Below are 26,073 nucleotides of genomic sequence, written 5' to 3' on the forward strand. Positions count from 1 at the left end.
GCGGCGCGATGACGCGCAGGGTCGCGGCGCCGCGATTTGCGAAGACAAATCGGTCGTGCCAGCCGAAACGGCAGGCCATGACAAGGGGCGCGTTGCCGAAGCGTATCGGCAGGAGAGTGCGGCCGGAAGGAAAAGCGGGGGTAAAGCTGCCGCGGGCGCCCGGTCTCCGAGGATTCGGCACGCAGGACACCCGCGAGGCGCGCAGCATCACATCAGTCGTGGACCTCGCGAGAGGATGACGTGACACGCGTCCAATGCCACAAGCCGCAGGACGGCCATGTGAGCAAAAAGATAGGCTGGCCCGAAGGCCAGCCTGCGCGCAACTGGTGTTACTTCTTGTTCACGATGTCTTTGAACGCCTTACCAGCCGTGAACTTCACGGTCTTGGCTGCCGGGATATTGATCGTTTCGCCGGTCTTCGGGTTGCGGCCGGTACGTGCGGCACGCTTGCCCGAACCGAACGAGCCGAAGCCGATCAACTGAACCGTGTCACCCTTGGCAACGGCCTTCTTGACCGCCTCAAGCACGGCGTCGAGGGTCTCGTTGGTTTGAGCCTTGCTTGCACCCGTAGTACCAGCGACGGCGTCGATCAGTTCCTGTTTGTTCATGTGTGTTTCCCTTGAGAGGTGGTGAATACCGGCGACAACTCTAACACTTCCGCCATTTGGCGAGTGTCGGTGTTGTATCCGCGCCATAAGGCACGCGGCGCACGCCAGGATATCGCCATCGCGATACGTCACGCAAACACGATCCGAAAATTGGGTCAGTCACGTATCGAGAGGGCGCCGGCACTGGCCGGGCAGCCGCATTATAGAGCCTTCGGCGGGCTGTGGGCCAGTCCTGACAATGGTTTGCGGCGATTTTGTTGTGACATGCCGCGTACTTTCTCGTTTTTGATGATAAAAACCCGGTAACTGCGGGCATCTCCGGTCACCACCGCGCGCAATCCCTTGCTGGGCGGGCTTTGCAGGTTTCCCCTAACGTAATAGGGGTTGCGTTGCGGGCCGACTTTTGGTTGGCATTGCTGACACAGTGTCCGTATTGCCCGGAATTCATTGGCGTGTCATCTGCAATGTCTAGCGTGGCGCCGCACGATCGACTACGTACCGCTGCGTGCGTCCTACACTCGAATGGCGACGATCGGTGGGGCGCGTCGCAGTACGCTTTTGAGGAATTGCCTTCATGCTGCTCTGTCAGATCACCGACCTTCATATCACACGGCCCGGTATGCTTGCCTGCGGGCGCGTCGATACCGCGCAGGCATTGCGCCGCGCCATTGCCACCATCAATCGCTGGACGCCGCGGCCCGATGCCGTCATTGCCACTGGCGATCTGATCGATACACCGCATCTATCGGAATACGAAGTACTTCGCGAGTGTCTGGCGGAACTCACAATCCCGCTGTATCTGGTGGTCGGGAACCACGATCACCGCGAAGGGCTGCTCGCCGCGTTTCCGGAGCATGCCTATCTGCATACGAGGCATGAGTTCGTGCAGTACCGCGTCGATCTCGGGCCACTGACCGTGCTCGCGCTCGATACGCAAGATCCCCCGAATGCCGGTGGTCATTTGTGTGAAGACCGGCTTGCCTGGCTCGATGAGCAACTGCATGCGTGCGCGGGACGCCCGACGATCATCGCCATGCATCATCCGCCGTTCGATACGGGCATCGAGTTCATGGATGGATACGGCCTTACGGCGCAAGGGCGCGCAGGTTTCGCGCGTGTGACGTCACGGCATCGTCACATTGAGCGGGTGATCTGCGGTCACTTGCACCGGAGCATTCAGGCGAGCGTCGAGGGGGCGCCCGGCGTCATGGCAAGTACGTGCGTGTCGACCGCGCACCAGATCACGCTCGGACTCGCGCCCGGTGCGCCAGGGACGATTGCGCTCGAGCCGCCGGGCTTCGCGTTGCATCTGTGGCAACCGGGAGCGGGTGTTCGTACGCATCTGGCTTATGTGGGCCCGCACGATGGACCGTATTCGTTCGACGGTGAATCGGTCTCCTGACGGATTCATGCGGGTTTCCGGCAAGGTGAAAATGGGGACGAAAGTAGGACTGGGCGTGTGTAAAGTTCATTCCCATCAAACATAAGAGATCAGTTCGGATCAGCAGTCACAGGCCGCCCCGCCGGGGAAGTATCGCGGGACGGGAGCGACGGGTCTTGCCAGGAGACCTGTCGATCCGCCGCCCGAAGCACCGGCCGAAGATGCCGGGCCGGGCACATTCCGATAACGGGGAATCATGCAAACCGCCATCGCGCAGCGCTTGCGCGAACGCCCGCGTTTCGCGCCGGGCATTTCGATGGCATGCGACGCCGCGATACCATCGAATCCGCGCGCGCACACCCGGTTGATCTCAATTTCCGCGAACACCACGTGACCGCCGCTACGCCCAACGAAGCCGAACCGGCACGCAATGCCCAATCGCCGGCACGCGTGCGCAGCTCGCAGCCGCTCGGCAATCTCGGGCGGTGGGGGCGCTGGATCGCCCCGGCTATCGCACGTCCCTTTGCCATGCTTGAAGTGCTGGGCGGCACCGCACTCGCGGTGCTTGTCGCCTGGCGGTTGCGTCCGGACGATCCCTTGCTGCTTGGCACGCAGTTCCCGTGGCTATGGCTGGCGGCACTCGTCGCAGCATTGCGCTACGGAGCGCTGGCGGGCGCTGCGAGCGGGTTGGTACTCGCGGCGGCCTGGTATGCGCTGTGCGCACCGGCAGGCGGTCCGTTTCCCATAGTGCACTTTGCGGGCGGCATGACGGCGGTTTTGATCGCCGGACACTTCTGCGACATCTGGTCTCACCGGACAAATCGGGCGCAGGGCATCAATGCGTACTTCAGCGACCGGCTCGTGGCGATCACACACAACCAATATCTCCTGCGTGTTTCTCACGAACGGCTCGAACGCGACCTGCTGGCACGTCCCGTGACATTGCGTGATGCGCTGACGCGCCTGCGTGAGCTTTCCGTGCGGCGAGCCGGGGATGTGCATGGCCACGCGGGTGGCTTGCCGAATGCGCAGCCGATGCTCGAATTCGCGTCGCTCACCTGCCAGATTGAAGTCGCCTCGTTGTTTCCCGTGCGCGCCGGCCACCTCGTCACGACGCCTATCGCGCGTGTCGGCGAGGGGTTCGAGCCGGATGCCGACGACCCGCTTGTCCGGCACTGTTTGCAGGAGGGGACGCTCGCGCATGTGCGCGCCGACGACGCCGCTAGCGACACCAGTCCCTATCTCGCCTGCGCGCCGCTGCTCGACACCGATGGCACGTTGATCAGCGTATTGATCGTGCGTCGCATGCCGTTCCTCGCGCTCAATCATGACAATCTGCAATTGCTGCTGGTGCTGCTTGCCTACTACGCCGATGGCGTGGCGCATCAGCCATTGGTGGCGAGCGTCCGGGAATCGGTGCCCCAGGCGCCTTACGATTTCGCGCTTGAGCTTGGGCGTCTGGCGCGGCTCAAGCGGGCGAGCGGCATTGAGTCTTCGCTCGTTGCACTGGCGTTCCCGCGGGGTGCACGGGGCGACTCGCTGTTCGAGCAGACGGTGCGTCAGCGCCGCGCGCTCGACGCGCTATGGACCATCGGCACACCACGCCGGCAGATCGCGATTGCCCTGATGCCGATCACGGACGAGCACGGTATCGACGGCTATCTGCTGCGTGTGGAGACGCTCTTGCGCCAACAGTACGACGTCGATTTCCAGAGGGGGCACATTGCGGTGCACACGGCACATGTGGACGCCGACGCGCCCGGCGCGGGACTTCTCAAGCTGATGGAGCGGTGCGTCGACCATGCCTGAGCCCACATCGAAGGACGAGCGCGCGACGAGCGGCCGGCGGCTGCGTCGAAGCGATGGCGCAAGCGGCCTGTGTCTGCTGCGTTGGGCATGCACGCTTGGCCTTGCCGCGCTTGCCGTGGGGGCGCAAGCACAGGCGCTGCGCCTCGTCATGCAGAGCGAGGTTTGGGATGCTCAGCCGGGAGGCGTTGCGATGCCACTGGTGTCGATGTCGGCGGTGCTGGGATGGCAAGCCGTCGCGGCGTTGCTGGCGGGCGGTTTTACGACATGCGTGGTGCCGGCAAGCTATCGCGGGCGGCGCAGCGCGTTCTGGCATATCGCGCTCATCACCTTCTTTCTACCCGGTGCGGGCCTGAGCGTGGTGCTGGGCGTGCTCCTGATCGGCTACCTGTTTCCGCCGCCGAGCGAGGCAGTGGTGGCTGGCCGGGTGACGCCCCCTGGTTTCATATCGCATCTGGTGGGGCGCGTACGGCATGGCGCGGGAATGCGGCTGAGGGCGCGCCTGCGCAACCTGCGTGGCGAGCGCGACGATCGCGTGGCGGCCTTGGTATCGGTTCAGGCGCTGCCGTCGCGGGTGACGAGCGAAATCGCGCGCGACCTGCTGGCCGATCCCGTGGAAGAGGTGCGCTTGCTGGCGTACGGCATTCTCGACGGGATGGAGAAGCGCATCATGCAGCAGATTTACGCGATGCGCGACCGGCACGCGGCAGCGCAGGACGAAGATGAGCGCGCCCATGCGTGCCGGCATCTCGCTCAACTGTACTGGGAGTTGATCTATCAGAATCTGGTGCGTGGCGAAGTGCTGCGCTTCACGATGGAGCGAGTCGAGCAGTTCGCACGCGACACACTGGAGCAGCACGACGACGACGCCTCGATGTGGTACCTCCTCGGCCGCTGTGCGCTGCTGCGTGAGACGCCCGACGTCGCCGAGATGTACCTGCGCCAGGCACAGTTTCACAGCTTCCCGACGGAGCGCCTGTTGCCCTGGCTGGCGGAAGCCGCGTTTCAGAAGCGTCGTTATGACCGGGTGGCGCAACTGCTTGGCGGGCTGGGGGCGAGTGCGAAGGGCGCCAGAGGCGCGACAGCCTCGCAGGCGGTGCAGCCCGCAGTGCGATTCTGGACACGTTAGGGCCCATGCCAATGCGCCCGCACGGCGATCTTCCGACTTCGCGGCCGTCAGGCGAGGCCGCCGACATCGCGCTGCTCCTCGAAGGCACCTTCCCGTATGTGCGGGGCGGGGTGTCGGCGTGGGTCGATATGCTCATTCGCGCGTTTCCCGATCTGACCTTCTCGGTGGTGTTCATCGGCAGCCGCCGGGACGACTACGGCGCGCCCGTCTATCCGATGCCGGCGAACGTCGTCCACTTCGAGGCGCACTATCTGTACGAGACGGCAGACACCCCGGTGGGCGCGGCCGCCAGCCAGGCGCGAACGCGGCGGGGCTCGGGCGACGTGAGCGCATTCGCGCAGATTGCCCGGATGCACGACCTGTTCCGTCAGCGGCACGAAGCGGGCGATGGGCGCGATGGGCGTGATGGCGCGACCGACGACATGGGTGTCGACGATTTGCACGCCATGCTGTCGCGGATTTTGCCGATGCTGGGCAAGGCTCAGGCGCTGGCGCAGCCGGAATTTCTCCATAGCGAGCGTGCCTGGGATTTCATCACGCAGCGCTACGAAAGCTACTGCCACGACCCGTCGTTTACCGATTACTTCTGGACGATACGTGCGATGCACAAGCCGATCTGGCAACTGGCAGGGATCGCCGGGGCCTTGCCGCCGGCTCGCATGTATCACACAGTGTCGACGGGGTATGCCGGGCTGTTGGGGACGATGCTGAGCAAGCGCACCGGCCGCCCGTTGCTCGTGACCGAACACGGCAGCTACACGAAAGAGCGCAAGCTCGACCTGCTGCAAAGCGAATGGCTGCGTGACAATCGCGGTCCGCTCGAGCGCGACATCTCGCGCGTTGGCTATTTCCAGAGCCTGTGGATGCGGTTCTTCGAGGCCATCGGCCGGGTGTGTTACGACACGGCCAACGAGATCGTCTCGCTGTATGAGGGCAGCCGCCAGCGTCAGGTGAGTGATGGCGCGCCTGCGCACAAGACGCACAGTATTGCGAACGGCGTAGACATCGCACGCTTTGCGGCGTTGCGTGTCGTGCGGCGTGAGACTGATGCGCAGGCGGACCGCGCGGACATCCCCCCGGTCGTGGCACTGGTGGGGCGCGTGGTGCCCGTCAAAGACATCAAGACGTTTCTACGCGCCATCTTCATTGCCTACCGGGCACGGCCGGACTTGCAGGGCTGGATCGTCGGGCCGGACACCGAAGATACCGCCTATGCACAAGAGTGCCGGGACCTCGCCGCAAGTCTCGGGATGGAGTATCAGGTGCGCTTCATGGGGTATCGCGCCATTGAATCGATCTTGCCGCAAATCGGCGTGCTGGCGTTGTCGTCGGTTTCCGAAGCTTTGCCGCTGGTCATGCTCGAAGCGGCAGCGGCCGGCGTGCCGGTCGTGGCGACCGATGTCGGTGCGTGCCGTCAGTTGATCGAAGGCAACGGCGCCGAGGACCGCGCGCTTGGCTGCTCGGGGCGCATCGTGCCGATGGCCGACCCAGAGGCACTGGCCGCCGCCATCGTCGAGGTGCTGGAGCCCGAGGTATGGCACGCCGCGAGCCGCGCCGGCATCGCACGTGTCGAGCGCTACTACCGGCTTGACACCCTGCGCGACGCGTATCGCACGCTATACGAGCGCTGGATGGACGGAGGGGGTGACTGATGGCGGGTATCGGTTTCGAGTTGCGGCGTTTGCTACGCAGCGACACGCTTTCGGGCACCTTCGCCGCATACAGCTATGCGGGGATCATCAGCGCCGGTCCGCTGGTGCTGTCGATGCTCGGTGTGGTGCTTGTCGGGCTAATGAGTCTGGCCAGCGTCCATCCGCACGAGGTGCTGACGCAGTTTCAGGTCTCGGTGACGTATCTGATTGCGTCGAGCGTCATGGTGACGGGACTGATCCAGTTGGCATTCACCCGTTATCTGAGCGATCGATTGTTCGCGGGCGATCCGCAGGCGGTGATACCGGCGTTCAATGCCGTGACGCTGGTCACCACCGTCGTGCTCGGCGTGATGGGGCTCGTTCTGTCGCAGACGCTCTTCTCGGCCTTGCCGCTGGCTTATCGCTGGCTGATGTGGATTGGCTTCGTGTTGCTCGGCAATCTGTGGATCGTGGTGCTGTTCCTCACGAGCGTAAAGCAATATCGCGCGATTCTCGGTGTGTTCTGCCTGGGGTACAGCCTGAGCGTGGTCAGTGCCGTACTGCTCGGGCGCTTCGGACTTACGGGCCTGCTGGGCGGCTTCGTGATCGGCCACACATGTCTGCTACTGGGGCTGACCGCCATTGTCGTGCGTAACTACCGTACCACCACCTGGCTGTCGTGGTCGGTCTTCGAGCCGCGCAATCTGCGGCTTTCGCTGGTTGGCGTCGGGGTATGCTTCGGGTTGGGGGCGTGGATCGACAAGTTGATCTTCTGGGCGTCGCCAGTGACCGGCATCGCTATCATCGGACCGCTGCGCGCTGCCCCCATCTACGATCTGCCGGTGTTCCTGTCGTATCTTTGCGTGATTCCGGGCATGGCAGTGTTCCTGCTGCGGATCGAGACGGATTTTGCCGAAGCCTATACCGGTTTTTTCGATGCCGTACGGCATGGCGGCACGCTGCGCCAGATTTCTGCGTCGCGGGTGTCGATGGTGCGGGCGGTGCGCACCGGGCTCTATGAGATCCTCAAGGTACAGGCCGTGGTGACGCTGCTCGTCTTTGCGTTCGGCGACGACATGTTGCGGTTCGTAGGGGTGCCCGAGACGTGGCAATCGTTGCTGCGCATCGACGTCATCTCGGCAGGTTTGCAGGTGCTGCTGCTCGGTGTGCTCAATGTGCTGTTCTATCTGGACCGGCGCCGTGACGTACTGGTCCTCGTCTCGCTTCTGGTGGTGCTGAACGCGACCTTCACCTGGGCCAGTCTGCAATACGGGCCCGCGCTCTACGGCTATGGGTTCGCGCTCGCGCTACTGTGCGTGCTGGCGCTCGGCGCACACCGGCTGACCCGCCGGCTGGCGGCGCTCGAATACGACACTTACATGGGGCAGAGGGGATAACTTACCCGGCCGGGCCGATGTGCCGCGCGAGCGGCCTGGCGTCCCGTTGGCGAGGGAACGACGGCTGGAGTAATATCGCGGGTCTCGCATGTGTGATCGTGTTGTTCGATCAGTGCGGCATCAAAGGCGCCACACGGGCGTCGCTAAGGTATTGTCATGAATAATCTGGGCACCATTCTCGTTACCGGCGGTGCCGGCTACATCGGCTCGCATACCTGTGTCGAGCTTCTGGCGGGCGGCTACGATGTCGTCATCGTCGATAACCTGTGCAACAGCCATCTCGACGCAGTGGCGCGCATCGAGCGTATTGCCGGTCGTGCGCCCGTGTTCATCGAAGGCGATGCCTGTTCCCCGGCGGTCATGGACAACATCTTCACGCGCCATCGGATCGACGGCGTGATCCACTTTGCCGCGTTGAAGTCGATCGGCGAATCGATCGAGAAACCATCTCTCTATTACCGCAACAATCTCGGTAGCCTGCTGACGCTGATCGAGACGATGGAGCGCCACGACGTGCGGCACCTGGTGTTCAGTTCGTCGGCCGCCGTGTATGGCTATCAGACATCGGTGCCGATCGATGAGACGGTGCCGCTTTCGACGGGGACTCCGTACGGTCACACCAAGCTGATGGCCGAGCAGATACTTGCCGATACGGTGAAATCCGATGCGCGCTGGCGTGTCGGGGTGTTGCGTTACTTCAACCCGGTGGGCGCGCATGAGAGCGGGCTGATCGGTGAGGACCCGGGGGGGCTGCCCAACAACCTGATGCCGTACGTTGCGCAAGTCGCCGTGGGCAAGCTGCCGAAACTCAAGGTCTACGGTGGCGACTGGCCGACCCCCGATGGTACGGGCGTGCGGGACTACCTGCATGTGGTGGATCTGGCGCGCGGCCATCTGGCGGCGCTCGCCGGCCTGCACAGGCTGGGCGCGGGTTTCACCGTCAATCTGGGTACCGGGCGAGGGCACAGCGTGCTCGAAATCGTGCAGGCGTTCGAGGCCGCCAGCGGCCGCAAAGTGCCGTACGAGATTGTCGAACGCCGCTCGGGCGATGTGGGGACATCGTATGCCAACGCGTCGCGCGCGCACGCGCTGCTTGGGTGGCGCGCCGAGTACGATCTTGCGCGCATGTGCGCCGATCACTGGCGTTGGCAGCATCAAAACCCCGATGGATATCAATCGTCACGCTGAAACCGCCCGCGCCCCTTCACCGGACAAATGAAAGCAATTCCCAATTGGGGTAAAATAACCGGGTTTTCCCGCCCAAAACTGAAAGTGCGTACACCTGCACCTGGAGTCCGGGCATCGGGCCATTAAGGATGGCTCGCGCACACGTATTTCGGGCGTTTGGGTCATCCGCCCCGCCGATGCGCCGCGCCGCCTCCCTTCGTCTAACGTCAAGTCACTATGAGTACTCAGAATCAACAGACCGTGCTGGAAGTCCACCACTGGACTGATACGTTGTTCAGCTTCAAGACCACTCGCGACGCGTCGTTCCGTTACGTCAATGGTCAGTTCACGATGATCGGGCTGGAAGTGGAAGGCAAACCGCTGCTGCGTGCCTACAGCATGGCAAGCGCGAATTACGAGGAAGAGCTGGAGTTCCTGAGCATCAAGGTGCAGGACGGTCCGCTCACCTCGCGTCTGCAACATTTGAAGCCGGGCGACAAGGTCATCGTCGGCCGCAAGCCGACCGGCACGCTCATCAACGACAACCTGTTGCCGGGCAAGAATCTCTATCTGCTGTCGACGGGCACGGGGCTCGCGCCGTTCATGAGCATCATCCGCGATCCGGAAGTCTACGACCGCTATGAGCACATCATTCTGGTGCACGGTTGCCGCTTCGCCAGCGAATTGGCTTACCGTGACCTGATCACACAGCATCTGCCTGAGCATGAGTATCTGGGCGAGTACATTCGCGACAAGCTGATCTACTACCCGACGGTCACGCGTGAAGAGTTCGAAAACCAGGGCCGTATCACTGAGCTGGTCGAGTCGGGCAAGATGTTCACCGACATCGGTTTGCCGGAATTCTCGCCGGAGAACGATCGCGTCATGCTGTGCGGCAGTCCGGCCATGCTGAAAGACACCCGTGAACTGCTGGAAAAGCGCGGCTTCGTAGAAGGCCACAACCACGCGCCGGGGCACTACCTCGTTGAACGGGCGTTCGTGGGCTGAGTCATCTGACCCTGCCCCAAGTCGTACACGGGGCGCTGCCGGCGCAATCAGGCCGTGCGCGAAGACGTAAAAAAGCCCCCAAGGGCCGGACATCAGTCCAGCGCTTGGGGGCTTTTTGTCGACCTTGCCCGTTCAGGTTTTCGTGACGGGGAATACATTCGCGCAGAGAAAATCCACCAAGGCCCGGACTTTGGGCGAAGGATGTTTGCTCGCCGGCCAAAGCACATAAAAAACGCCGGTGCGTTGTGCATATGTTGCGAGTACGGGTTGGAGGCGGCCGTCGGCAAGTGGCTCCCGGATGGCGAACTCCGGCAGGTAGGCGATCCCCAGGCCCTGAAGCGCGAAACACAGGCGCGTCTCGATGTTGTTGCAGACCATGGAGGTGGGAATGGGCAGCTCCGGCTCACCGGGGATTTGCCGCAGCGTCCACGGTTCCAGTTTGCCGCTGTTGGGGAAACGGTAGTGCAGGCAGGTGTGTTGTTGCAGATCGGCCGGAACCATCGGTGTGCCGCGCCTTGCCAGATACGCAGGTGAAGCAACGAGGTGTGATCGGAACTCCCCGAGCCGCCGGGCGGTGAGGCGAGAGTCCATCGGCTCCCCCGTGCGGACCACCGCGTCGAATCCTTCTTCGATCACATCAACCATTCGGTCGGTAAAGTCCAGATCCAGCTCGATCTCCGGGTAGTGGCGCATGAAGTCGCCGAGCACTGGCAGGACCAGGGCGCTGACCATCGGCAAGCTCACGCGCAGCCGTCCGCGCGGTGCCGTGCTGGCCTGCGATAGCTCCAGTTCTGCTGCTTCGATCTCCGCGAGAATACGACGGCTGCGCTCCAGAAATAGCGCACCCTCGGCGGTCAGCGTCACGCTGCGTGTGCTGCGATGAAACAGACGCACGCCCAGCTTCTCTTCCAGCCTCACCACGCTTTTGCCGACCGCCGATGCCGAGATGCCCAGCAGGCGGCCGGCAGCGACAAAGCTGCGTGTCTCCGCCACCTGCACGAAAACCACGAAACCGCTCAGGCTTTCCACGTTCACTCCTGATTACCGTGTGATTGCGGACATAAATGTCCGTATAAAAGGGAACTCTAGCCCACTTTTTCTTTAATTGCGGACTTTCTATCGTGTGGGACGGTTAACGAATGAAAGGACTTTCCTATGACGATCTCTGCATTTCCGGCACCCGCAGAGGCGATGCCCACGCCTCAGGTCGCGCCGATTCAGGCCGCCGTCGCCGATGCGCTTGACGACGGGCGATTGGTGGGGGCTGTGGTGCTGGTGGCCCGCAATGGCGAACTGATCCATCAAGAAGCGGCGGGTTTTGCCGACCGCGAACAGGCTGTGCCGATGGCGCTCGATGCGCTCTTTCGCTTGGCGTCCGTGACCAAGCCAATCGTCACCACCGCCGCGCTGGTTTTGATCGCACAGGGGCGGTTACAGCTCTGCGACGAGGTCACGCGATGGTTGCCCGAGTTCTCGCCCATGCTGGCCGACGGGACGATCTCGCGGCTGACGATTCGTCATCTGATGACGCATACGGCGGGGCTGACCTATGGGTTCTTTCAGGTGCCGGATGGCACCTATGCGCGTGCGGGCGTCTCCGACGGCATGGACGACAGCCGCACGAGTCTACTCGAGAACATTCGGCGTATTGCCAGCGTGCCGTTGCTGTATCCGCCCGGCACCGAGTGGAGATACTCGATAGCGACGGACGTGCTTGGCGCCGTCATTGAAGCCGTCACGGGGTTGCCGCTGGATAAGGCCGTCGAGGAACTGGTGACGGCGCCGCTTGGCATGCGCGATACGTCATTTGCTGCCGTGGACGCGCGCCGTCTGACGACTGCCTATGCCGACGGCAGTCCCGTGCCGCGGCGTCTGGTGGAGCCTGACTTCGTGCCGTTCGTCGACGGGACTGCCGGTTTCCGGTTGTCACCGGGGCGTGCGCTGAACGCCGATGCCTATCCTTCAGGCGGCGCCGGTATGGTGGGCTCCGCAGGGGATTTCTTGCGATTGCTGGAAAAGCTGCGTAAAGGCGGCGCACCGCTGTTGCCCGAATCGCTCGTGCGCGAGTTCGCCACCGATCAGATCGGCGGGTTGCCGATGCCATTTTGGCCAGGGCGAGGATTCGGCCTCGGCATTACGATCCTGAAAGACCCCGCCGAAGCGCAGTCGCCCGAATCGGTCGGCACCTGGCGCATGGGGGGAACCTACGGGCATTCGTGGTTCGTCGATCCCGTACGCGAACTCAGTGTGGTGGCGTTCACGAACACTGCACTGGAAGGCATGTCCGGTCGCCTGGTGACCGATCTTCGCGATGCCGTCTACGAGGCGATCGAGGTGCAACGATGAACGCCCGAGCGCAAGAGCGCCTACCGTTGACTTCGTTACTGTCGCTTTCCATGGCGGCATTCGTCACCCTCCTGACGGAAGTGTTGCCCGCTGGCTTGCTGCCGCAAATGGCACAAGGTCTCGTCGTCTCGGAGGCATGGGTCGGTCAGACGATCTCGATTTACGCCATCGGAGCACTGGTGGCGGCCATTCCGTTGACCGTGATGACGCAGGGAGTGCGACGGCGTACGCTGCTGTTGAGCGTCATGATCGGCTTCGCGATCGCCAACGGGGTGACCGCGCTGTCGCCGAGCTATGGGTTGACGATGGCGGCGCGCTTTCTGGCAGGCGTGTCGTCCGGACTGCTGTGGGCGCTGTTGGCAGGATACGCGGCACGCCTGGTGCCTGAGAATCAAAAGGGACGCGCCATCGCCGTCGCCATGGTCGGAACGCCGCTGGCGCTCTCGCTCGGTGTGCCGGCCGGCACATTCCTTGAGCACTGGACGGGGTGGCGGATGTGCTTCGGCATCATGAGCTTGCTGGCACTGGCGCTCGCGGTGTGGATGCGCGTGAAGGTGCCCGATTTTGACGGACAACCCGCAGGCAAGCGATTGTCGCTGGCGGGCGTCTTCATTGTGCCGGGCGTCCGTCCGGTGTTGTTCGTCGTACTGGCTTTCGTGCTCGCGCACAACATCCTTTACACCTATATCGCGCCGTTTCTGGCGCGAGCGAACATGGCACAGCGTATCGACGCCGTGTTGCTGGTGTTCGGCGCCATGTCGTTGATCGGCATCTGGATCGTCGGCACCCTGATCGATCGCCATCTGCGCGCACTCACGCTTGCCAGCACGGTGCTGTTCGGTCTGTCTGCGCTGGCACTGGGTATGCGCGGCGATACCCCGGTCGTGGTGTATGCATCGGTGGCCGTATGGGGACTCGCGTTCGGCGGCGCGGCAACGCTGTTTCAAATGGCGATCGCCAATGCGGCGGCAGATGCGGCTGACGTGGCGCAGTCGATGTTGGTGACGGTCTGGAACATGGCGATTGCCGGGGGTGGCATCGTGGGCGGTGTCTTGCTCGATCGCCTCGGCGTGGCCGCGTTTTCGCCGGCATTGCTTGCGTTGCTGACGGCCACGCTGATTGTCGTGTGGATGGCCAGACTTCGCGGGTTCCCGGCAGTGCAACGGTAGCGGCTGCCGGGATCGCGCTGACGCGAGGGCGTCAGCGCGTGTGCGTGTCCGGCGCAGATGCCGATCAGAAGTCCATCGTGGCGCTGGCGAGGAAGGTACGGGTGGAACCCGGCAGCACGAAGCCGTTGTACGTCGTCGTCCAGTAGTGCTTATCCGTCAGGTTGTTGATGGCGGCGCGCAGCACGACTGACTTGCCGGCGATTCGCGTGGCGTACCTGACCGACAGGTCGATCGTGGTGTACGCGGGAATCGACAACGTGTTGGCGGCATCGACCTCCTGCTCGCCCGTGACCTTGACGCCGGCCGCGAGCGTCAGGCCGCGCACGAACGGGGTGTCGTACTCGACACGTCCTGTCACGACGTAGCGCGGTGCGGCAAAGATGCGCTTGCCCGCCACGCTCGGGTCGTCAACGTCCACGGCCTTCGTGTTGAGCAGCAGCACGCCGCCCATCACGCGCCAGTCGCGGGCGAGACGCACCCAACCGCTGGCATCCAGCCCCTGGAAGCGTTGCGTGCCGTCCTGCACGTAGTAGTTCGCCTGATTGGTGTAGCCATAGCCGCGCTCGACGCGGAACAGCGCGAGATTCGCCCCCCACGTCTGCTTGTCCGCTTTCCAGCCCACCTCGTACTGTTTGCTGGTGAGCGGCCCGAAGGTCTGCGGGAAGTTGACGTTCGTGATGCTCGCCGAGCCCCCCGGCTCCAGCGACTCGACGTAGCTGACGTACGCGGTCGAATCGTTGTCGGTCTTGTACATGAGCGCGACCGTCGGCGAGACGGGTTTCGCGCGGTAGGACGCGCCAGTCTGCCCTGAGATGTCGTACAGATCGTCGTTGAACTGGGCGTAGCGCAGGCCGGCCAGCAACGAGATACGCGAGGTGATGCCAATCGTGTCGCTGGCATAGATCGCACGCTGCGAGATCTTCTCGCTGCGGTACGGCTGGTAGTTCAGGCCGAAGTCCTGATTCGGCAGCAGCGACGGGTTGTAAATGTTGCTCGTGCCGAGCGAAATGCCGTTACCCCCATCGCCATTGTCGTTGAGCTTGACCTGGCTCTGATACGCCACGCCGAACACCACGTCATGCTTGAGCGGACCGGTGGTGAACTTGCCCTGCATCATGGCGTCCCAAGCCTGGTAGTAATAGGCCGTCTTCCACTTGTATTGCGTGTCGGCATAGTCGCCCGCAGCGTTGAGCACGGAGAGGAAGCTGTCGCCGTTAAGACGATTCAGGCGTGCGAAGCGATATTTGAAGTTTGCCTTCCACTGATCGTTGATGCGATAGTCGAGCGACGTGCCTGCCGTCAGCGAATCGGTTTCGTAATAGGTGAACGGCTGGGCCACATTGCGGGCGACCTTGTTCGCGTCGGGGACTGCCCCCGCACCGGCGAAGTTCATGCCGAACAGCGTGCCGGTCGTCTGGCGCTTCCAATACGCCACGTCTGCCGTCCATGTGAGGTCCGGCGTGATGCGCCAGTCCGTGGCAAGCGAGATCGTCTTGCGACGCACGTGGTTGTTCGGCTCGGCGGTGTTGCCTTCCTCGTTCACGATGTTCAGGCGATAGCCGAAGCGATTGTCGGGACCGAAGCGTCCGCCGAGGTCGAGCTTTTCGCTCCACACATTGCTGGCTTCATAGCCGACCGAGAATTGACGCAGCGGTTCGTCCGTCGGCCGCTTGAGCACGTAATTCACGATCCCGCCGGGCGCGCCGAAGCCATACATGAAGCCAGACAGGCCCTTGAGCAGTTCCACTTGTTCGAACGGCTCGAGCGGAATGTCTGCCTGCCACGAGACGAAGTTCTGACCGTCGACCTTGGTGCCGTCGAGCATGTCCACGCGCATGCCGCGCACGGCGAAATACGAGTTCTCGTTGCGCTTGTTTTCCGAAAGCGTGGTGACGGCCGGATCGTACTTGAACGCGTCAGTCGCGGTCTGGGCCATCTGGTTCTTGATCTGCTCGCTGTTGACGGCAACCACCGAGAACGGCGTGTCCACCGCGCGCCGTGTGCCCAGCGCACCGCTCGACACTCGCTCGACCTTGATGTCATCGTCGCGGCCGGCCGATACGGTGGTGGCGGGCAGCACGGCAGTGCCTTGCGAGGCATTCGCCGCCGGTTGCGGGGCGGACGGTTGCGATGCTTGCTGGGCGTAGACGCTGCCAGAAGCCAGCGTCAGCGACGCGGCACAAATCGCGAACACACCAGCCACGGCGCGTGACACCGAGGAGGGCGAGAGCGGTGAAGCGTGGGGGAACGTCAGATCATGCGCGGTGCGTGTGCGAGCGAAACCGCGCCCTGCGAGCGGGCGGTGATGCAACATCGGTGTGAATCTCCAAATTTGTGATGCGTCGTGTGCCGACGGGTACGTCTCGAAATTGATCGTCTTGTGTGGAGTGCGTGAACTTGCTCGCGCACGCGCCGTCAGGTTCGCGCCGGGTCCGGCCGCTCGGGCAGCGTTGTCGTTATGTTGGTGGTGCCTTGACTGGCAACGGCAGTGCGCTCCGGTATGCGAGCCGTGCCACTGTCGCGTGACGTCCGCCCTCTGGTCGCAGCAGGTCGCGCCCAGACGCTGTTCGGATCGCCACGACGGGCGCGCCGCCACGTTGCGCGGGCGAACAGCGCGAAGATTGCCGCACAGACGATGGCGACCAGATCGACACCGGCAAGCACCCAGTCGCCCGAGGCCAGCGAGCGCGCGAGATTGTCGGACGTGAGCGTGGCATCGGCGACCGGGACGGCGAGGCAGACGAGCGCAGTGGCCACGAGCAGTCCCGTGGCTGCCACGGCCGGCGCCGTGAGCGCAGCGAAAATGGCAGAGGCGGCGAGCGTGGCGACGAAGATCGAGAGCGCCGTCGTGCCGGGGGCGACAACCGCACCGACGAAGGCCGCAGCGATGCCCAGACAAGTCCCCAGGAATACGCCGGCCGTGGCCTTGGCCATCCAGCGCAAATGAGTGGGCTGAATGGCGGCGTTGCGTTTGCGACGCGATTCGAGCCAGAGCAGGTTGCCGCTATAGACCAGCACGGCGCCCATCAACCCGAGCACGAAGTACACCCAGCGCACGGCGTCACCCGCGAAGTTGCCGAAGTGCGCGCCGTAGATCATGCTCATCACGGCGTGGTTCGTATCCCGCCCCCCCGGACTGTGCTGGCCGACGATTTCCCCGTCGTTCAGGCGCACGGCCACGGCGGCGAAGACGCCCAGAGAATCCTTGGCCTCGCCGTAGACTTCGGCCACCGCATTCGGCTTGCCGTAACCCGTCCATGCCACGGCGGTCGTCTCCATGCCGGGCGCTGCCTGTTCGGCCCGCGCGAGCACTGTCTGCAAGTCGAGTGGCTTGCCGTCGACCGGGGCAATCCTGGCGGGCACGGAACCCGTGACTTGCGGGATTTGCGACATCAACTTGCTTTCGAACGTCACCACGTTGAACGCCATCATCAGCGGCAGGCTCAGACACAACAGCGCACCCGTGAGGGCGAAGACGATGTGAAACGGCAGACTCAGCACGCCGATGGCGTTGTGGGCGTCCTGCCAAAATCGTTTGAGGTTGCGCCCCGGCCGCAGCGCGAAGATGTCGCGCGTCATGCGCGGCAAGTGCACGATGACGCCGGAGATGAGCGCCATGCCGTAGAACAGCGCCACCACGCCCATCAGGTACAGGCCATACGTCGGGATAGACAGCGAGTAATGCAACGCGTTGATCGTGCTCGACAGACCGGGGCGCGCGTCGCCAATGACCAGCGATGATGCGGCATCGGCAGCGCTTGCGGCGTTCGGGCTCAGGCGTGCCTGCATCCATTCGCCGTTCGGCTCCTGCCAGTAGGCGAACGGGGTGGGGGAGTGATTGGGCAGTACCACACCCATCTGCTCGCGCGCGGCCGGGAATTTCGCGCGAACGCGCTCGGCGAGCTGTTCCGTCTGCGCGAGCGAGAGCGGCGCATGACGCGTAGCCGGTTGCTCCCAACGTTCGATCTCGTGGTGAAACACGGTCAGGGCGCCGCCGAGCATGGCGATGAACAGCGCGAAGCCGGCAACGATACCGGCCCAGGTATGGACACTGAGGTATTGACGCAGGGTTTGGGCACGCATCCGGAGCTCCTTACCAAACAGCGCGCGCCAGCAGCAGCGCGGCCCAGGCGACGGCGGTCGTGGCGCCAAGGCCAACCCACGCGCGTGTGGCGGTGCGGCTTGCGTAGACAACGGCAAACAGGCCGAGCCACACGAGCGGGAAGAGGGCGATGACCGGGATGATCGCGGTCTGCCAGCCGGCGGGCGTCATGTAGGCGATGGCGCCACATAACGCCATCGCGGCGAAGCATCCGAGCACGAGGCCCGCGAAGGTTCTACTCCACATGGGTGTCTCCGCGCAGCCAGTGCCAGCCGCCAGCCGCGTACGGCCAGAAGAGCAGGCCGAAGCAAAGCGACATGAAAGCCGCTGCGATGCCCGCCGACGGACCGGCGGCCAGCCACCAGCACACGAGGCATGCGATGGCCGCGGCGACCGACAGCCCTCGCGCGGGTTGCGCCGGCAGACGACACACTCGCAAGCGCTGGTGTTCCGATGTGAGATAGCTGGCACCACCTGCCAGCCATGCCAGTGCAATGGCCAATGCAATCAACATGCTTGGGAATCAAAAATAATCAGGCTCAGCAAGCAAAAACGCCGCCCTTGGCGGCGACGCGGCTAGCGAAGCAAATCCACGAACGGTTCCCGCAGGACGTTTCGGTCACCTCACTTATTTGCGTTAAGATGCGAACGTTAACGCAAACGATTCGCATTTATATCATGATTCGGAAAAATCCCAAAATGATCTGAGTTGACGGCGTTGAGCGTTGGCGTGTTACGTGGCAACGAGACAACGGCACGCAGCGCGCCGTTGTCTGGCGGGAGGGTATTGGCGGTGTGTGAGCGAGGTGCCTGGGCTCAATGTGTGTCTGCTGCGCCGGCAAGCGTGCCGGCCGGCAGTGGCCCCGCAAATTGACGAAAGACGGCGCGCCAGTACGGAATCACAGGCCCGCCGGTGGGTTGGGCGGCGTCGATTTCCGGCAGCAAGTGCCAGGGGGCGGTCGGGTACTGGTGATGCACGCGATGCAGGTGCTGGTTGAGCAGCAGCGCGCGGCCCGACACCGGGGCCCGGAAATTGCGTGCGCGCGCCGGCTCGTCTATCGCCACACCGTAGTGCGGCAAGTTGTCTGCGATCGACAGCCAGACGCCGCGCGCGGCAAACGTCGCCAGAAACACGGGCCACCAGGGTCCGTATGCCCATAGGGCCACCGCCAGAGCGACGAGCAAAACAAGAAAGTCGCGTCGAATGCGACGGCGACGAACCGGATCGGAGGCAAACATGATGACGCGGCGGCGCACGTCGTCATCTTCCGGATCGCCGCCAAGGGCGCTCACGGCGAGTGCGGGCAAACGCCGTACGGGCAGCCACGCGATGACGGGGGCAAAGACTTCCGTGAGCCACATTCCCCCCAACAGCCGCGACTGATAGCCGAGCCACTTTTGTGCGCGAAGGGGCAGCGGCGCGGTGTCGGACAGTGTCGAAATATCCGGGCGGTCGAAGGGCTGACGCGTGAAGCGATGATGCATCAGATGTCCGAAGCGCATGATCTCGAACGGCAGCCCGAGCAGTGCAGAGAGCGCGCGGCCGGTGCGCTCGTTAGCGCGAGCCTTCAGGCGCAACTGGCCGTGGATCGATTCGTGAATCAGGCCCCAGTGCATCGGGGTGAGCAGCAGCACGGGAACCAGCGACCATGCGGCGATCTCTCCCCAGTGGCGCAGCGCCCAGCCTAGTCCCAGCCATTGCCAGAGGCCGGTGAGCCCTGTCAGACCGATGAGCCACGGATTCCATCGCGACGGGCGGGCATGACGCCACAAGGCGGGAGACGCATTCGTCTCAGTGGCAAGGAAGAGGGGAAGTTCAAGTGATTCAGGAGCAACAGAAACAGCGGCGGACGTGGCGGTGTCGATCTCTGCCGGACGCGCAACGACATTCTCCATGGGGTCTCCGTGACGTTAGGGCCGTGCGCTGGACGACAGCATACGCAAATAGGGTATGGCCAGGCGCGGTGGCGGAGAGTGTACGTCGTGTGTCGGGATGGAAATATGTCAGTCGTGTTGCAGCGCCTGACTTCCGTGGCTTTTCCGGTGGTTCACCTCAGGCTGTCGCATTGCGTGATGCCAGCGTCGGTGAGGCGTACAAGCCGCAGTCCCCGCTCGCCGTCTTCGAGCGAGATCCAGCCGGCGCTGGTGAGCACACCGAGATAACGCAGCAGCGTGCTCATGGGCAACGCGCTGCGCTTCGCAAGGCGTGCCAGCGACAACGACTCGCGGCCTTCGCGGCGGCCGTCGGCCAACGTCGCGAGCAAGCGCGCCAGATCCTGCTCGGCCTGCGCGAGGCTGGCGTCGACGCCGGCGGCCTCATCCACCATGACGGCGCTCCAGCAGCACCGGAATCGACTTCGACGTGGGGGTGCCTGCCCCGTCGGCGACGGCATCGAGCGGCACCAGTCCGTTGGTCTCGGGGTAGTAGGCCGCGATACAGCCGCGTGGAATGTCGTAGGCGACCAGCAGGAAGTCGTCGGCACGCCGCGCAATGCCGTCATTCCAGACGCCCACGACATCGACGCGTTCGCCTGCGCGCAAGCCTTGGGCATCCAGATCCTCGATGTTCGCGAAGACCACGCGGCGTTGTCCGAACACGCCGCGATACCGGTCGTTCAGGCCGTAAATCGTGGTGTTGTATTGATCGTGCGAGCGAATCGTCGCGAGTTGCAGCACGTCGGCACCGCGCGCGCCCGCCTGGCGGCGGGCCGCGTCGATCGGCAACTCGAGCGGCAGCGTATGTGCGGTGAAGTTGGCGCGTCCGTTGGCGGTCAGCCACTGACGTTCCGAAGGCGGTACGGCCAGCCGGAACCCGCCCGGATGCCGCACGCGACGGTTGAAATCCGCGAAGTCGTCGAAGGTTGCTGCGATGGCGTCGCGAATGCGATCGTAGTCTTGCACGTACCAGTGCCAGTCGCCGTGGCCGGCGAGGGCGCGGCCCATCGTTGCCTGCGCCATCCCCGCCACGATAGCCGGCTCCGAGCGCAGATGCTCCGAGGCCGGGGCATTGATGCCATACGACAGATGCACCATGCTCATCGAATCTTCGACTGTCACGCCTTGCACGATGCCGTTCTGCATGTCGATTTCGGTGCGACCCAGGCACGGCAGAATCAGGGCGTCGCGGCCATGAACGAGATGGCTGCGGTTGAGTTTGGTTGCCACATGCACGGTCAGGTCGCACTGGCGCAGGCCTTCCCAGGTGCGCGGCGTGTCGGGCGTGGCCATCGCGAAGTTGCCGCCCATGCCGATGAAAACTTTGATGCGTCCGTCGAGCATGGCCGAGATCGTGTCGACGACACCGAGCCCTTCGCGTTGCGGCGGCGCGAAATCGAACACCTTGCCGAGCCGGTCGAGGAATGCGGCCGATGGTTTTTCATTGATGCCGACGGTGCGGTCGCCTTGCACATTGCTGTGGCCACGCACGGGACACAGGCCCGCGCCCGGGCGCCCGATGTTGCCGCGCAGAAGCATCAGGTTGACGATCATCTGAATCGTCGCCACGGCTTGCTTGTGCTGGGTGATGCCCATGCCCCACGTCGCGATAACGCGCTCGCCACGTAGATAGACGTCGGCAATCTGGCACATCTGCGCTTGTGAGACGCCGGACGCGCGCTCGAGATCGTCCCAGCGCTCGGCTCGCGCGTCGGCCGCGAAATCTTCGAAACCATGCGTGTGTTCGGCGATGAAGGCATCGTCGAGCAAGGGGGGCTCGCCAATGGCGCGTGCTTCGCTGTCGCGCTCCAGCACATGCTTGATGACGCCTTTCACGAACGCAAAATCGCCACCGCTCGCGGGTGTGACGTAATGGCCGCTGATCGCGGTGCCTCCCATGCTCAGCATCTCGGCAGGACTTTGCGGGTCGGCGAAGCGCTCCAGCCCGCGTTCGTGCAGCAGATTGACCGACACGATGGTGGCGCCGCGCCGGGCGGCCTCGCGCAGTTCGCCAAGCATTCGCGGGTGATTGGTGCCGGGGTTCTGGCCGAACAGCAGCAGCGTATCGGCCAGTTCGAAGTCTTCGAGCGTGACCGTGCCCTTGCCCAATCCCACGACCGGAGGCAAGCCTACGCTCGTTGGCTCGTGGCACATGTTCGAGCAGTCGGGGAAATTGTTCGTGCCGTACTGGCGAACGAAGAGTTGATAGAGAAACGCGGCTTCGTTGCTCGTGCGCCCCGAGGTATAGAACGCTGCCTGATCGGGATCGGGCAGGGCGCGCAGGTGTTCGCCGATCATTGCGAAGGCGTCGTCCCACGCGATGGGCATGTAGTGGTCCGTGGCGGCGTCGTAACGCATGGGATGCGTGAGGCGGCCATAACCTTCGAGTGTGTAGTCGTCGAGGGCGAGCAGGCCGGTCACGCTATGCTCGGCAAAAAACGCGGGGGTGACACGTCGATTGGTGGCCTCGGCGGCCACCGCCTTGGCCCCGTTTTCACAGAACTCGAACGTCGAGGCGTGCTCGCGGTCCGGCCACGCACAGCCTGGGCAGTCGAAGCCGCTGGGCTGGTTCGCGCTGAGCAGCGTTCGGGCGCCCTTGAGGGGAATGCCTTGAGTGACGAGTTGGATGGCGACGTTCTTGAGCGCGCCCCAACCACCAGCGGGACGATCGTATGGAGCTATTTTCGGGGCAGGCATGACGCGGGTTCGGGCATGGGTGGCTGGCACGGTGCATCGACATGAAGGGAACGCCTCGGCCAAGGACAAACATTAACGTAAAATAGGAAAATTAATGCATAATTCAGGTGCTTCGTAACGATTGTCCTGTAAGGATGTCGATGCGAAATCCCCTGTTAATTCGACGTTTTCAGGCATCTTATCAGGATTTTGCATAGATTTATTTATGCAATGAATAGCATATATGGTGAGTCAATGAAGCGAATCTCCATTGCCCCGCAACTCCGTTTTCGCCATGACGGCAACGATTTCCCGCTCGACAAGGTGTTGTCGCTGCTCACGGAAGTGCAGGCGCACGGCAACTTGCAGGCCGCCAGCCAAGTGCTCGGGCAGTCGTACCGAGGGGCTTGGGGCCACGTGAAGGAAGTCGAGTCGCTCATGGGTGCACCGCTGCTGACCATGGCACGCGGACGTGGCGCGGTGTTGACACCGCTCGCGCAACGGCTTCTGTGGGGGCAAAAGCGTTTGCAGGCACGCCTGGGGCCGCTGCTGGAGACAATGGCGTCGGAGTTGCAGACCGAGCTTGACGATCTGCTGTTACAGGAGAGCGATCAACTCCGGCTTTTCGCGAGTCACGGATTGGCTGTCGCTGCGCTGGTCGATTTCGCGGGGCGTGCCGGCCTGCCCATCGACGTGAGCTATCGCGGCAGTATCGAAGCCATTGCCGCGCTGGCGAAGCACGAATGCGAGGTCGCGAGCTTTCATGTGCCGATCGGCGCGCTCGCGGAGCCTGTGCTCGATCACTATGGCCCGTTGCTCAAGGGCAAGTCGTACCGGGTGGCCGATGTCGCGTCTCGCCGCCTCGGGCTGATCGTCGCGCGAGGCAACCCGCTCGGCATCCGCTCGCTGGCCGACTTGCCTCGTACCGGCGCACGGTTCGCCAACCGGGAGCGCGGGTCGGGCACGCGCATCATCTTCGATCTCCTGCTCGCGCGCGAAGGCATCGATCCTTCCGCCATCGCGGGGGCAGAGAACATCGAGTTCACTCACGCCGCCGTGGCCGCCTACATCGCGAGCGGGCGCGCCGACGCGGGGCTGGCCATCGAAGCCGCAGCGAGTCAGTTCGGGCTCGACTTCCTGCCGATCCTGACCGAACGCTACTGCCTGATGTTCCCGGAAAGCGGCAGCGATTCTCCACATCTGCAAGGATTGCTGGAGATTCTGCAAAGCGGGGAGTACCGGCAGACGGTTCGTGCCATTCCCGGTTACAGCGAGGCGGCAACGGGGCGTGTCACGCCGCTGGCCGAGGCGTTCCCTTCGCTGGGATGATTTATATGCATTTATTTGCATATGTAATGCGCGACGATCGGCAGCGGCAGACGCCCGGCCGGTGCGGCTCTAGGCCGAGCGGCATGTTGCTGTGCAGCGAATAACGCGAAACTGAACCATCGGTGTTTCCACGAGGCTTGTTGGCGCGGGGCATTTGCACTAATGTCCTAGATACCGAGCCCCCAGAAACGTGTGGTCATCATATGCAATTTAGAACATATGAGACGCCGTTTTGCCTCAGGAGACATTCGAGATGGTGCCCACACCTCATGCAGCGCTTGCGCCGTTGCTGGCTCGCCACGCCGGCCGCGCACACGAGTTGTTGCCGCTGCTGCATGCTTTGCAGGACCGCGACGGCTACGTCGACCCGGCGCACGTGCCGGCGATTGCCGACGCCCTGAATCTTTCCCGCGCCGAAGTCCATGGCGTCATCACTTTCTATCACCATTTCCGCAGTGCGCCGCCACCACCCACCGTGGTGCAGATTTGCCGTGCGGAAGCGTGCCGCAGCCGCGGCGGAGAAGCGCTCGTTGCCCATGCCGAGGCGAGTACGGGCGCGCGTATCGATGGTGAGCCGTGTCACGGCGTTGGCGTCGAGTCGGTGTATTGCCTGGGGCAATGCGCGTTGTCTCCGGCGGTGACGATCAACGGCGACCTGCATGCGCGCGTGAGTCCGGCGCGGTTCGACGCTTTGCTGGCCTTGGTGCCGGAGCGCAGGGGGGGGCGTCATGTCTGAGTCTTCGAAGCGCGCTCCGTATCGCATTTTCATTCCGCGCGACTCCGCTGCGCTCGCGTTAGGCGCGGATCGGCTGGCGGCTGCCGTGGCGACGGAAGCCGTCCGGCGAGGCGTTGCCGTCGAGATGGTTCGGAACGGCTCGCGCGGGTTGTTCTGGCTCGAGCCGCTCGTTGAAGTGGAGACACCTGCCGGGCGCGCGGGTTATAGCAACGTGCAGGCGGCGCAGGTCGCTGCGCTGTTCGATAGCGGGTGGCCTGCGTGCGCCACGCAAGACGCCGGGCGAGAACCTTCCACCGAAAACCCCGACGGCAGTTGGGAAGCGTCAATGCCCTCCTGTGTCGGGCTGGTGGATAAGATTCCGTATCTCGCGCGCCAGCAGCGCCTGACGTTCGCACGCGTAGGCGTGACCGATCCGCTCGATCCTGCGGACTATGAGGCGCACGGTGGTCTGGCGGGCTTACGCGCCTGTCTCGCGCAGGATGCCGAGGCCGCGTGTCAGACCGTGCTCGACTCGGGACTGCGCGGTCGCGGCGGCGCGGCTTTTCCGGCAGGCATCAAGTGGCGCACCGTCAGCCGCGCGCAATCGGCCTGCAAATACGTCGTCTGCAACGCCGATGAAGGCGACTCGGGCACGTTTGCCGACCGGCTCATCATGGAGAGCGATCCCTTTGTGCTCATCGAGGGGATGCTCATCGCCGCACTGTCCGTAGGGGCGAGCGAGGGCATCGTCTACGTGCGCAGCGAATACCCGCATGCGATCGCGACGCTTGAGGCCGCCATTGCCGTGGCGCGCCGGGAAGGCTGGCTCGGCACGAATGTGCTGGGTTCCGGACGGGCATGCGAGTTGCGTGTCGCCAAGGCCGCCGGGGCCTACATCTGCGGCGAGGAGACGGCGTTGCTCGAAAGCCTCGAGGGCAAGCGCGGCGTAGTGCGGGCGAAGCCGCCGATCCCGGCGCTTGCCGGGCTCTTCGGGCAGCCGACACTCATCAACAACGTGATTACGCTGGCGAGCGTGCCGTTCATCTTTGCGCACGGCGCTGCGGTCTATCGCGAGTTCGGCATGGGCCGCTCGCAAGGCACGCTGCCGGTGCAACTCGCGGGCAACATCCGTCGCGGCGGACTCGTGGAACTTGCGTTCGGTGTGACGTTGCGCACACTGCTCGACGACTTTGGCGGCGGCACGGCGAGCGGGCGTCCCGCTAAGGCCATTCAGGTCGGTGGCCCGCTGGGGGCCTATCTGCCGAGCGCACAGTGGGACGTGCCGATGGATTACGAGGCATATGCCGCGCTGGGCGCAGTCGTCGGTCACGGTGGCGTGGTCGTTCACGACGACACCGCAGACCTGGCGGCGCTGGCGAGTTACGCGATGCAATTCTGCGCACACGAGTCATGCGGCAAGTGCACACCGTGCCGTATCGGGTCGACGCGCGGTGTCGAAGTCATCGAGCGTATCCGGCGTGGGGATGCGTCCGTGCGGCAGGTGCAATTGCTGCACGATCTCTGCGACACGATGGTGGCGGGCTCGCTGTGTGCGATGGGCGGTATGACGCCGTATCCGGTGCGCTCCGCGCTCGAACATTTCCCGGCGGACTTCGGTCTGCCCGATGGCGCCGGGGGCGCCGAAGCTGCCTGACGCGCGAGCGCCGGGCAGGG

Annotated in this window: 21 protein-coding genes; 12 read left to right on the top strand and 9 right to left on the bottom strand. The window is 63.9% G+C overall.

The genetic code is table 11. The annotated features are described in order from the left end of the window. Nucleotides 1-329: 329 nt before the first annotated feature. The gene (locus C266_RS02955; RefSeq protein WP_010807803.1) at nucleotides 330-608 is read right to left on the bottom strand and encodes an HU family DNA-binding protein; all 279 of its coding nucleotides are present in this window, start codon (nucleotides 606-608) and stop codon (nucleotides 330-332) included. A gap of 574 nt (nucleotides 609-1,182) precedes the next feature. Here C266_RS02955 and C266_RS02960 point away from each other — a divergent pair. The 7 genes from C266_RS02960 to C266_RS02990 all read left to right on the top strand — a co-directional run bounded on the left by C266_RS02960 (nucleotide 1,183) and on the right by C266_RS02990 (nucleotide 10,127). After that, the gene (locus C266_RS02960; protein WP_010807804.1) at nucleotides 1,183-2,010 is read left to right on the top strand and encodes a phosphodiesterase; all 828 of its coding nucleotides are present in this window, start codon (nucleotides 1,183-1,185) and stop codon (nucleotides 2,008-2,010) included. 300 nt (nucleotides 2,011-2,310) lie between these two features. After that, a complete protein-coding gene (locus tag C266_RS02965) occupies nucleotides 2,311-3,798 on the top strand; it encodes a PelD GGDEF domain-containing protein (RefSeq protein ID WP_010807805.1) in 1,488 nt (495 codons plus the stop codon). Then, entirely contained in the window at nucleotides 3,791-4,924 is a 1,134-nt protein-coding gene (locus C266_RS02970) for a polysaccharide transport system component protein (RefSeq protein ID WP_010807806.1), read from the top strand. The genes C266_RS02965 and C266_RS02970 overlap by 8 nt, the downstream gene beginning before the upstream one ends. A gap of 5 nt (nucleotides 4,925-4,929) precedes the next feature. Next, nucleotides 4,930-6,576, top strand: a complete 1,647-nt coding sequence (pelF, locus tag C266_RS02975; RefSeq protein WP_246831129.1) for a GT4 family glycosyltransferase PelF — start codon at nucleotides 4,930-4,932, stop codon at nucleotides 6,574-6,576. Beyond that, nucleotides 6,576-7,952 (top strand): exopolysaccharide Pel transporter PelG, encoded by a 1,377-nt coding sequence (pelG, locus tag C266_RS02980; RefSeq protein WP_010807808.1) that lies wholly within the window; start codon nucleotides 6,576-6,578, stop codon nucleotides 7,950-7,952. The genes pelF and pelG overlap by 1 nt, the downstream gene beginning before the upstream one ends. 156 nt (nucleotides 7,953-8,108) lie before the next feature. Beyond that, the gene (gene galE, locus C266_RS02985; RefSeq protein ID WP_010807809.1) at nucleotides 8,109-9,140 is read left to right on the top strand and encodes a UDP-glucose 4-epimerase GalE; all 1,032 of its coding nucleotides are present in this window, start codon (nucleotides 8,109-8,111) and stop codon (nucleotides 9,138-9,140) included. Between the two features lie 216 nt (nucleotides 9,141-9,356). Further along, nucleotides 9,357-10,127 (top strand): ferredoxin--NADP reductase, encoded by a 771-nt coding sequence (locus C266_RS02990; protein ID WP_010807810.1) that lies wholly within the window; start codon nucleotides 9,357-9,359, stop codon nucleotides 10,125-10,127. 132 nt (nucleotides 10,128-10,259) lie between these two features. Here C266_RS02990 and C266_RS02995 read toward each other — a convergent pair whose 3' ends face one another. Next, a complete protein-coding gene (locus tag C266_RS02995; protein WP_010807811.1) occupies nucleotides 10,260-11,156 on the bottom strand; it encodes a LysR family transcriptional regulator in 897 nt (298 codons plus the stop codon). 126 nt (nucleotides 11,157-11,282) lie between these two features. Between C266_RS02995 and C266_RS03000 the strand changes: the two genes are divergently transcribed. Continuing rightward, nucleotides 11,283-12,473 (top strand): serine hydrolase, encoded by a 1,191-nt coding sequence (locus C266_RS03000; RefSeq protein ID WP_010807812.1) that lies wholly within the window; start codon nucleotides 11,283-11,285, stop codon nucleotides 12,471-12,473. Then, nucleotides 12,470-13,642, top strand: a complete 1,173-nt coding sequence (locus C266_RS03005) for an MFS transporter (RefSeq protein WP_010807813.1) — start codon at nucleotides 12,470-12,472, stop codon at nucleotides 13,640-13,642. Before C266_RS03000 ends, C266_RS03005 begins: the two co-directional genes overlap by 4 nt. A gap of 64 nt (nucleotides 13,643-13,706) precedes the next feature. Here C266_RS03005 and C266_RS03010 read toward each other — a convergent pair whose 3' ends face one another. The 7 genes from C266_RS03010 to C266_RS03040 all read right to left on the bottom strand — a co-directional run bounded on the left by C266_RS03010 (nucleotide 13,707) and on the right by C266_RS03040 (nucleotide 22,376). Continuing rightward, complete coding sequence (locus C266_RS03010; protein ID WP_010807814.1) at nucleotides 13,707-15,956, bottom strand: TonB-dependent siderophore receptor; 2,250 nt, start codon at nucleotides 15,954-15,956, stop codon at nucleotides 13,707-13,709. Between the two features lie 101 nt (nucleotides 15,957-16,057). Beyond that, nucleotides 16,058-17,725 carry a PepSY domain-containing protein gene (locus C266_RS03015; RefSeq protein WP_010807815.1) on the bottom strand — a complete coding sequence of 556 codons (1,668 nt, stop codon included), beginning with the start codon at nucleotides 17,723-17,725 and terminating at the stop codon, nucleotides 16,058-16,060. Nucleotides 17,726-17,735: 10 nt separating this feature from the next. Beyond that, the gene (locus C266_RS03020; protein WP_010807816.1) at nucleotides 17,736-17,990 is read right to left on the bottom strand and encodes a hypothetical protein; all 255 of its coding nucleotides are present in this window, start codon (nucleotides 17,988-17,990) and stop codon (nucleotides 17,736-17,738) included. Next, entirely contained in the window at nucleotides 17,980-18,258 is a 279-nt protein-coding gene (locus C266_RS03025; RefSeq protein ID WP_010807817.1) for a hypothetical protein, read from the bottom strand. Before C266_RS03025 ends, C266_RS03020 begins: the two co-directional genes overlap by 11 nt. 302 nt (nucleotides 18,259-18,560) lie before the next feature. Then, complete coding sequence (locus C266_RS03030) at nucleotides 18,561-19,640, bottom strand: fatty acid desaturase (protein WP_010807818.1); 1,080 nt, start codon at nucleotides 19,638-19,640, stop codon at nucleotides 18,561-18,563. A gap of 152 nt (nucleotides 19,641-19,792) precedes the next feature. After that, nucleotides 19,793-20,071 carry a helix-turn-helix domain-containing protein gene (locus C266_RS03035; RefSeq protein WP_010807819.1) on the bottom strand — a complete coding sequence of 93 codons (279 nt, stop codon included), beginning with the start codon at nucleotides 20,069-20,071 and terminating at the stop codon, nucleotides 19,793-19,795. Continuing rightward, nucleotides 20,061-22,376 carry an FdhF/YdeP family oxidoreductase gene (locus tag C266_RS03040; RefSeq protein WP_010807820.1) on the bottom strand — a complete coding sequence of 772 codons (2,316 nt, stop codon included), beginning with the start codon at nucleotides 22,374-22,376 and terminating at the stop codon, nucleotides 20,061-20,063. Before C266_RS03040 ends, C266_RS03035 begins: the two co-directional genes overlap by 11 nt. 234 nt (nucleotides 22,377-22,610) lie before the next feature. On the opposite strand from C266_RS03040, the gene C266_RS03045 reads away from it, so the two are divergent. The 3 genes from C266_RS03045 (at nucleotide 22,611) to C266_RS03055 (ending at nucleotide 26,053) form a co-directional block, all read left to right on the top strand. Then, nucleotides 22,611-23,684 (top strand): substrate-binding domain-containing protein, encoded by a 1,074-nt coding sequence (locus C266_RS03045; protein ID WP_010807821.1) that lies wholly within the window; start codon nucleotides 22,611-22,613, stop codon nucleotides 23,682-23,684. A 253-nt stretch (nucleotides 23,685-23,937) separates the two neighbouring features. Next, complete coding sequence (locus C266_RS03050) at nucleotides 23,938-24,420, top strand: NAD(P)H-dependent oxidoreductase subunit E (RefSeq protein WP_010807822.1); 483 nt, start codon at nucleotides 23,938-23,940, stop codon at nucleotides 24,418-24,420. Then, nucleotides 24,413-26,053, top strand: coding sequence for an NADH-quinone oxidoreductase subunit NuoF (locus C266_RS03055; RefSeq protein WP_010807823.1), 1,641 nt, complete (start codon nucleotides 24,413-24,415; stop codon nucleotides 26,051-26,053). Before C266_RS03050 ends, C266_RS03055 begins: the two co-directional genes overlap by 8 nt. The last annotated feature ends 20 nt before the right edge of the window (nucleotides 26,054-26,073 follow it).

It is taken from the genome of Pandoraea sp. SD6-2, assembly GCF_000389825.1.
Taxonomy (GTDB): domain Bacteria; phylum Pseudomonadota; class Gammaproteobacteria; order Burkholderiales; family Burkholderiaceae; genus Pandoraea; species Pandoraea communis.

Coding starts and splice junctions, on each gene's coding strand:
- C266_RS03015 (WP_010807815.1), bottom strand. CDS start 17,725: ATGCGTGCCCAAACCCTGCGTCAATACCTCAGTGTCCATACCTGGGCC.
- C266_RS03020 (WP_010807816.1), bottom strand. CDS start 17,990: ATGTGGAGTAGAACCTTCGCGGGCCTCGTGCTCGGATGCTTCGCCGCG.
- C266_RS03025 (WP_010807817.1), bottom strand. CDS start 18,258: ATGTTGATTGCATTGGCCATTGCACTGGCATGGCTGGCAGGTGGTGCC.
- C266_RS03055 (WP_010807823.1), top strand. CDS start 24,413: ATGTCTGAGTCTTCGAAGCGCGCTCCGTATCGCATTTTCATTCCGCGC.
- C266_RS03030 (WP_010807818.1), bottom strand. CDS start 19,640: ATGGAGAATGTCGTTGCGCGTCCGGCAGAGATCGACACCGCCACGTCC.
- pelG (WP_010807808.1), top strand. CDS start 6,576: ATGGCGGGTATCGGTTTCGAGTTGCGGCGTTTGCTACGCAGCGACACG.
- C266_RS03005 (WP_010807813.1), top strand. CDS start 12,470: ATGAACGCCCGAGCGCAAGAGCGCCTACCGTTGACTTCGTTACTGTCG.
- C266_RS02955 (WP_010807803.1), bottom strand. CDS start 608: ATGAACAAACAGGAACTGATCGACGCCGTCGCTGGTACTACGGGTGCA.
- C266_RS03050 (WP_010807822.1), top strand. CDS start 23,938: ATGGTGCCCACACCTCATGCAGCGCTTGCGCCGTTGCTGGCTCGCCAC.
- C266_RS03035 (WP_010807819.1), bottom strand. CDS start 20,071: ATGGTGGATGAGGCCGCCGGCGTCGACGCCAGCCTCGCGCAGGCCGAG.
- C266_RS02960 (WP_010807804.1), top strand. CDS start 1,183: ATGCTGCTCTGTCAGATCACCGACCTTCATATCACACGGCCCGGTATG.
- C266_RS02970 (WP_010807806.1), top strand. CDS start 3,791: ATGCCTGAGCCCACATCGAAGGACGAGCGCGCGACGAGCGGCCGGCGG.
- galE (WP_010807809.1), top strand. CDS start 8,109: ATGAATAATCTGGGCACCATTCTCGTTACCGGCGGTGCCGGCTACATC.
- C266_RS03045 (WP_010807821.1), top strand. CDS start 22,611: ATGAAGCGAATCTCCATTGCCCCGCAACTCCGTTTTCGCCATGACGGC.
- C266_RS03040 (WP_010807820.1), bottom strand. CDS start 22,376: ATGCCTGCCCCGAAAATAGCTCCATACGATCGTCCCGCTGGTGGTTGG.
- C266_RS02990 (WP_010807810.1), top strand. CDS start 9,357: ATGAGTACTCAGAATCAACAGACCGTGCTGGAAGTCCACCACTGGACT.
- C266_RS03000 (WP_010807812.1), top strand. CDS start 11,283: ATGACGATCTCTGCATTTCCGGCACCCGCAGAGGCGATGCCCACGCCT.
- C266_RS02965 (WP_010807805.1), top strand. CDS start 2,311: ATGCGACGCCGCGATACCATCGAATCCGCGCGCGCACACCCGGTTGAT.
- pelF (WP_246831129.1), top strand. CDS start 4,930: ATGCCAATGCGCCCGCACGGCGATCTTCCGACTTCGCGGCCGTCAGGC.
- C266_RS03010 (WP_010807814.1), bottom strand. CDS start 15,956: ATGTTGCATCACCGCCCGCTCGCAGGGCGCGGTTTCGCTCGCACACGC.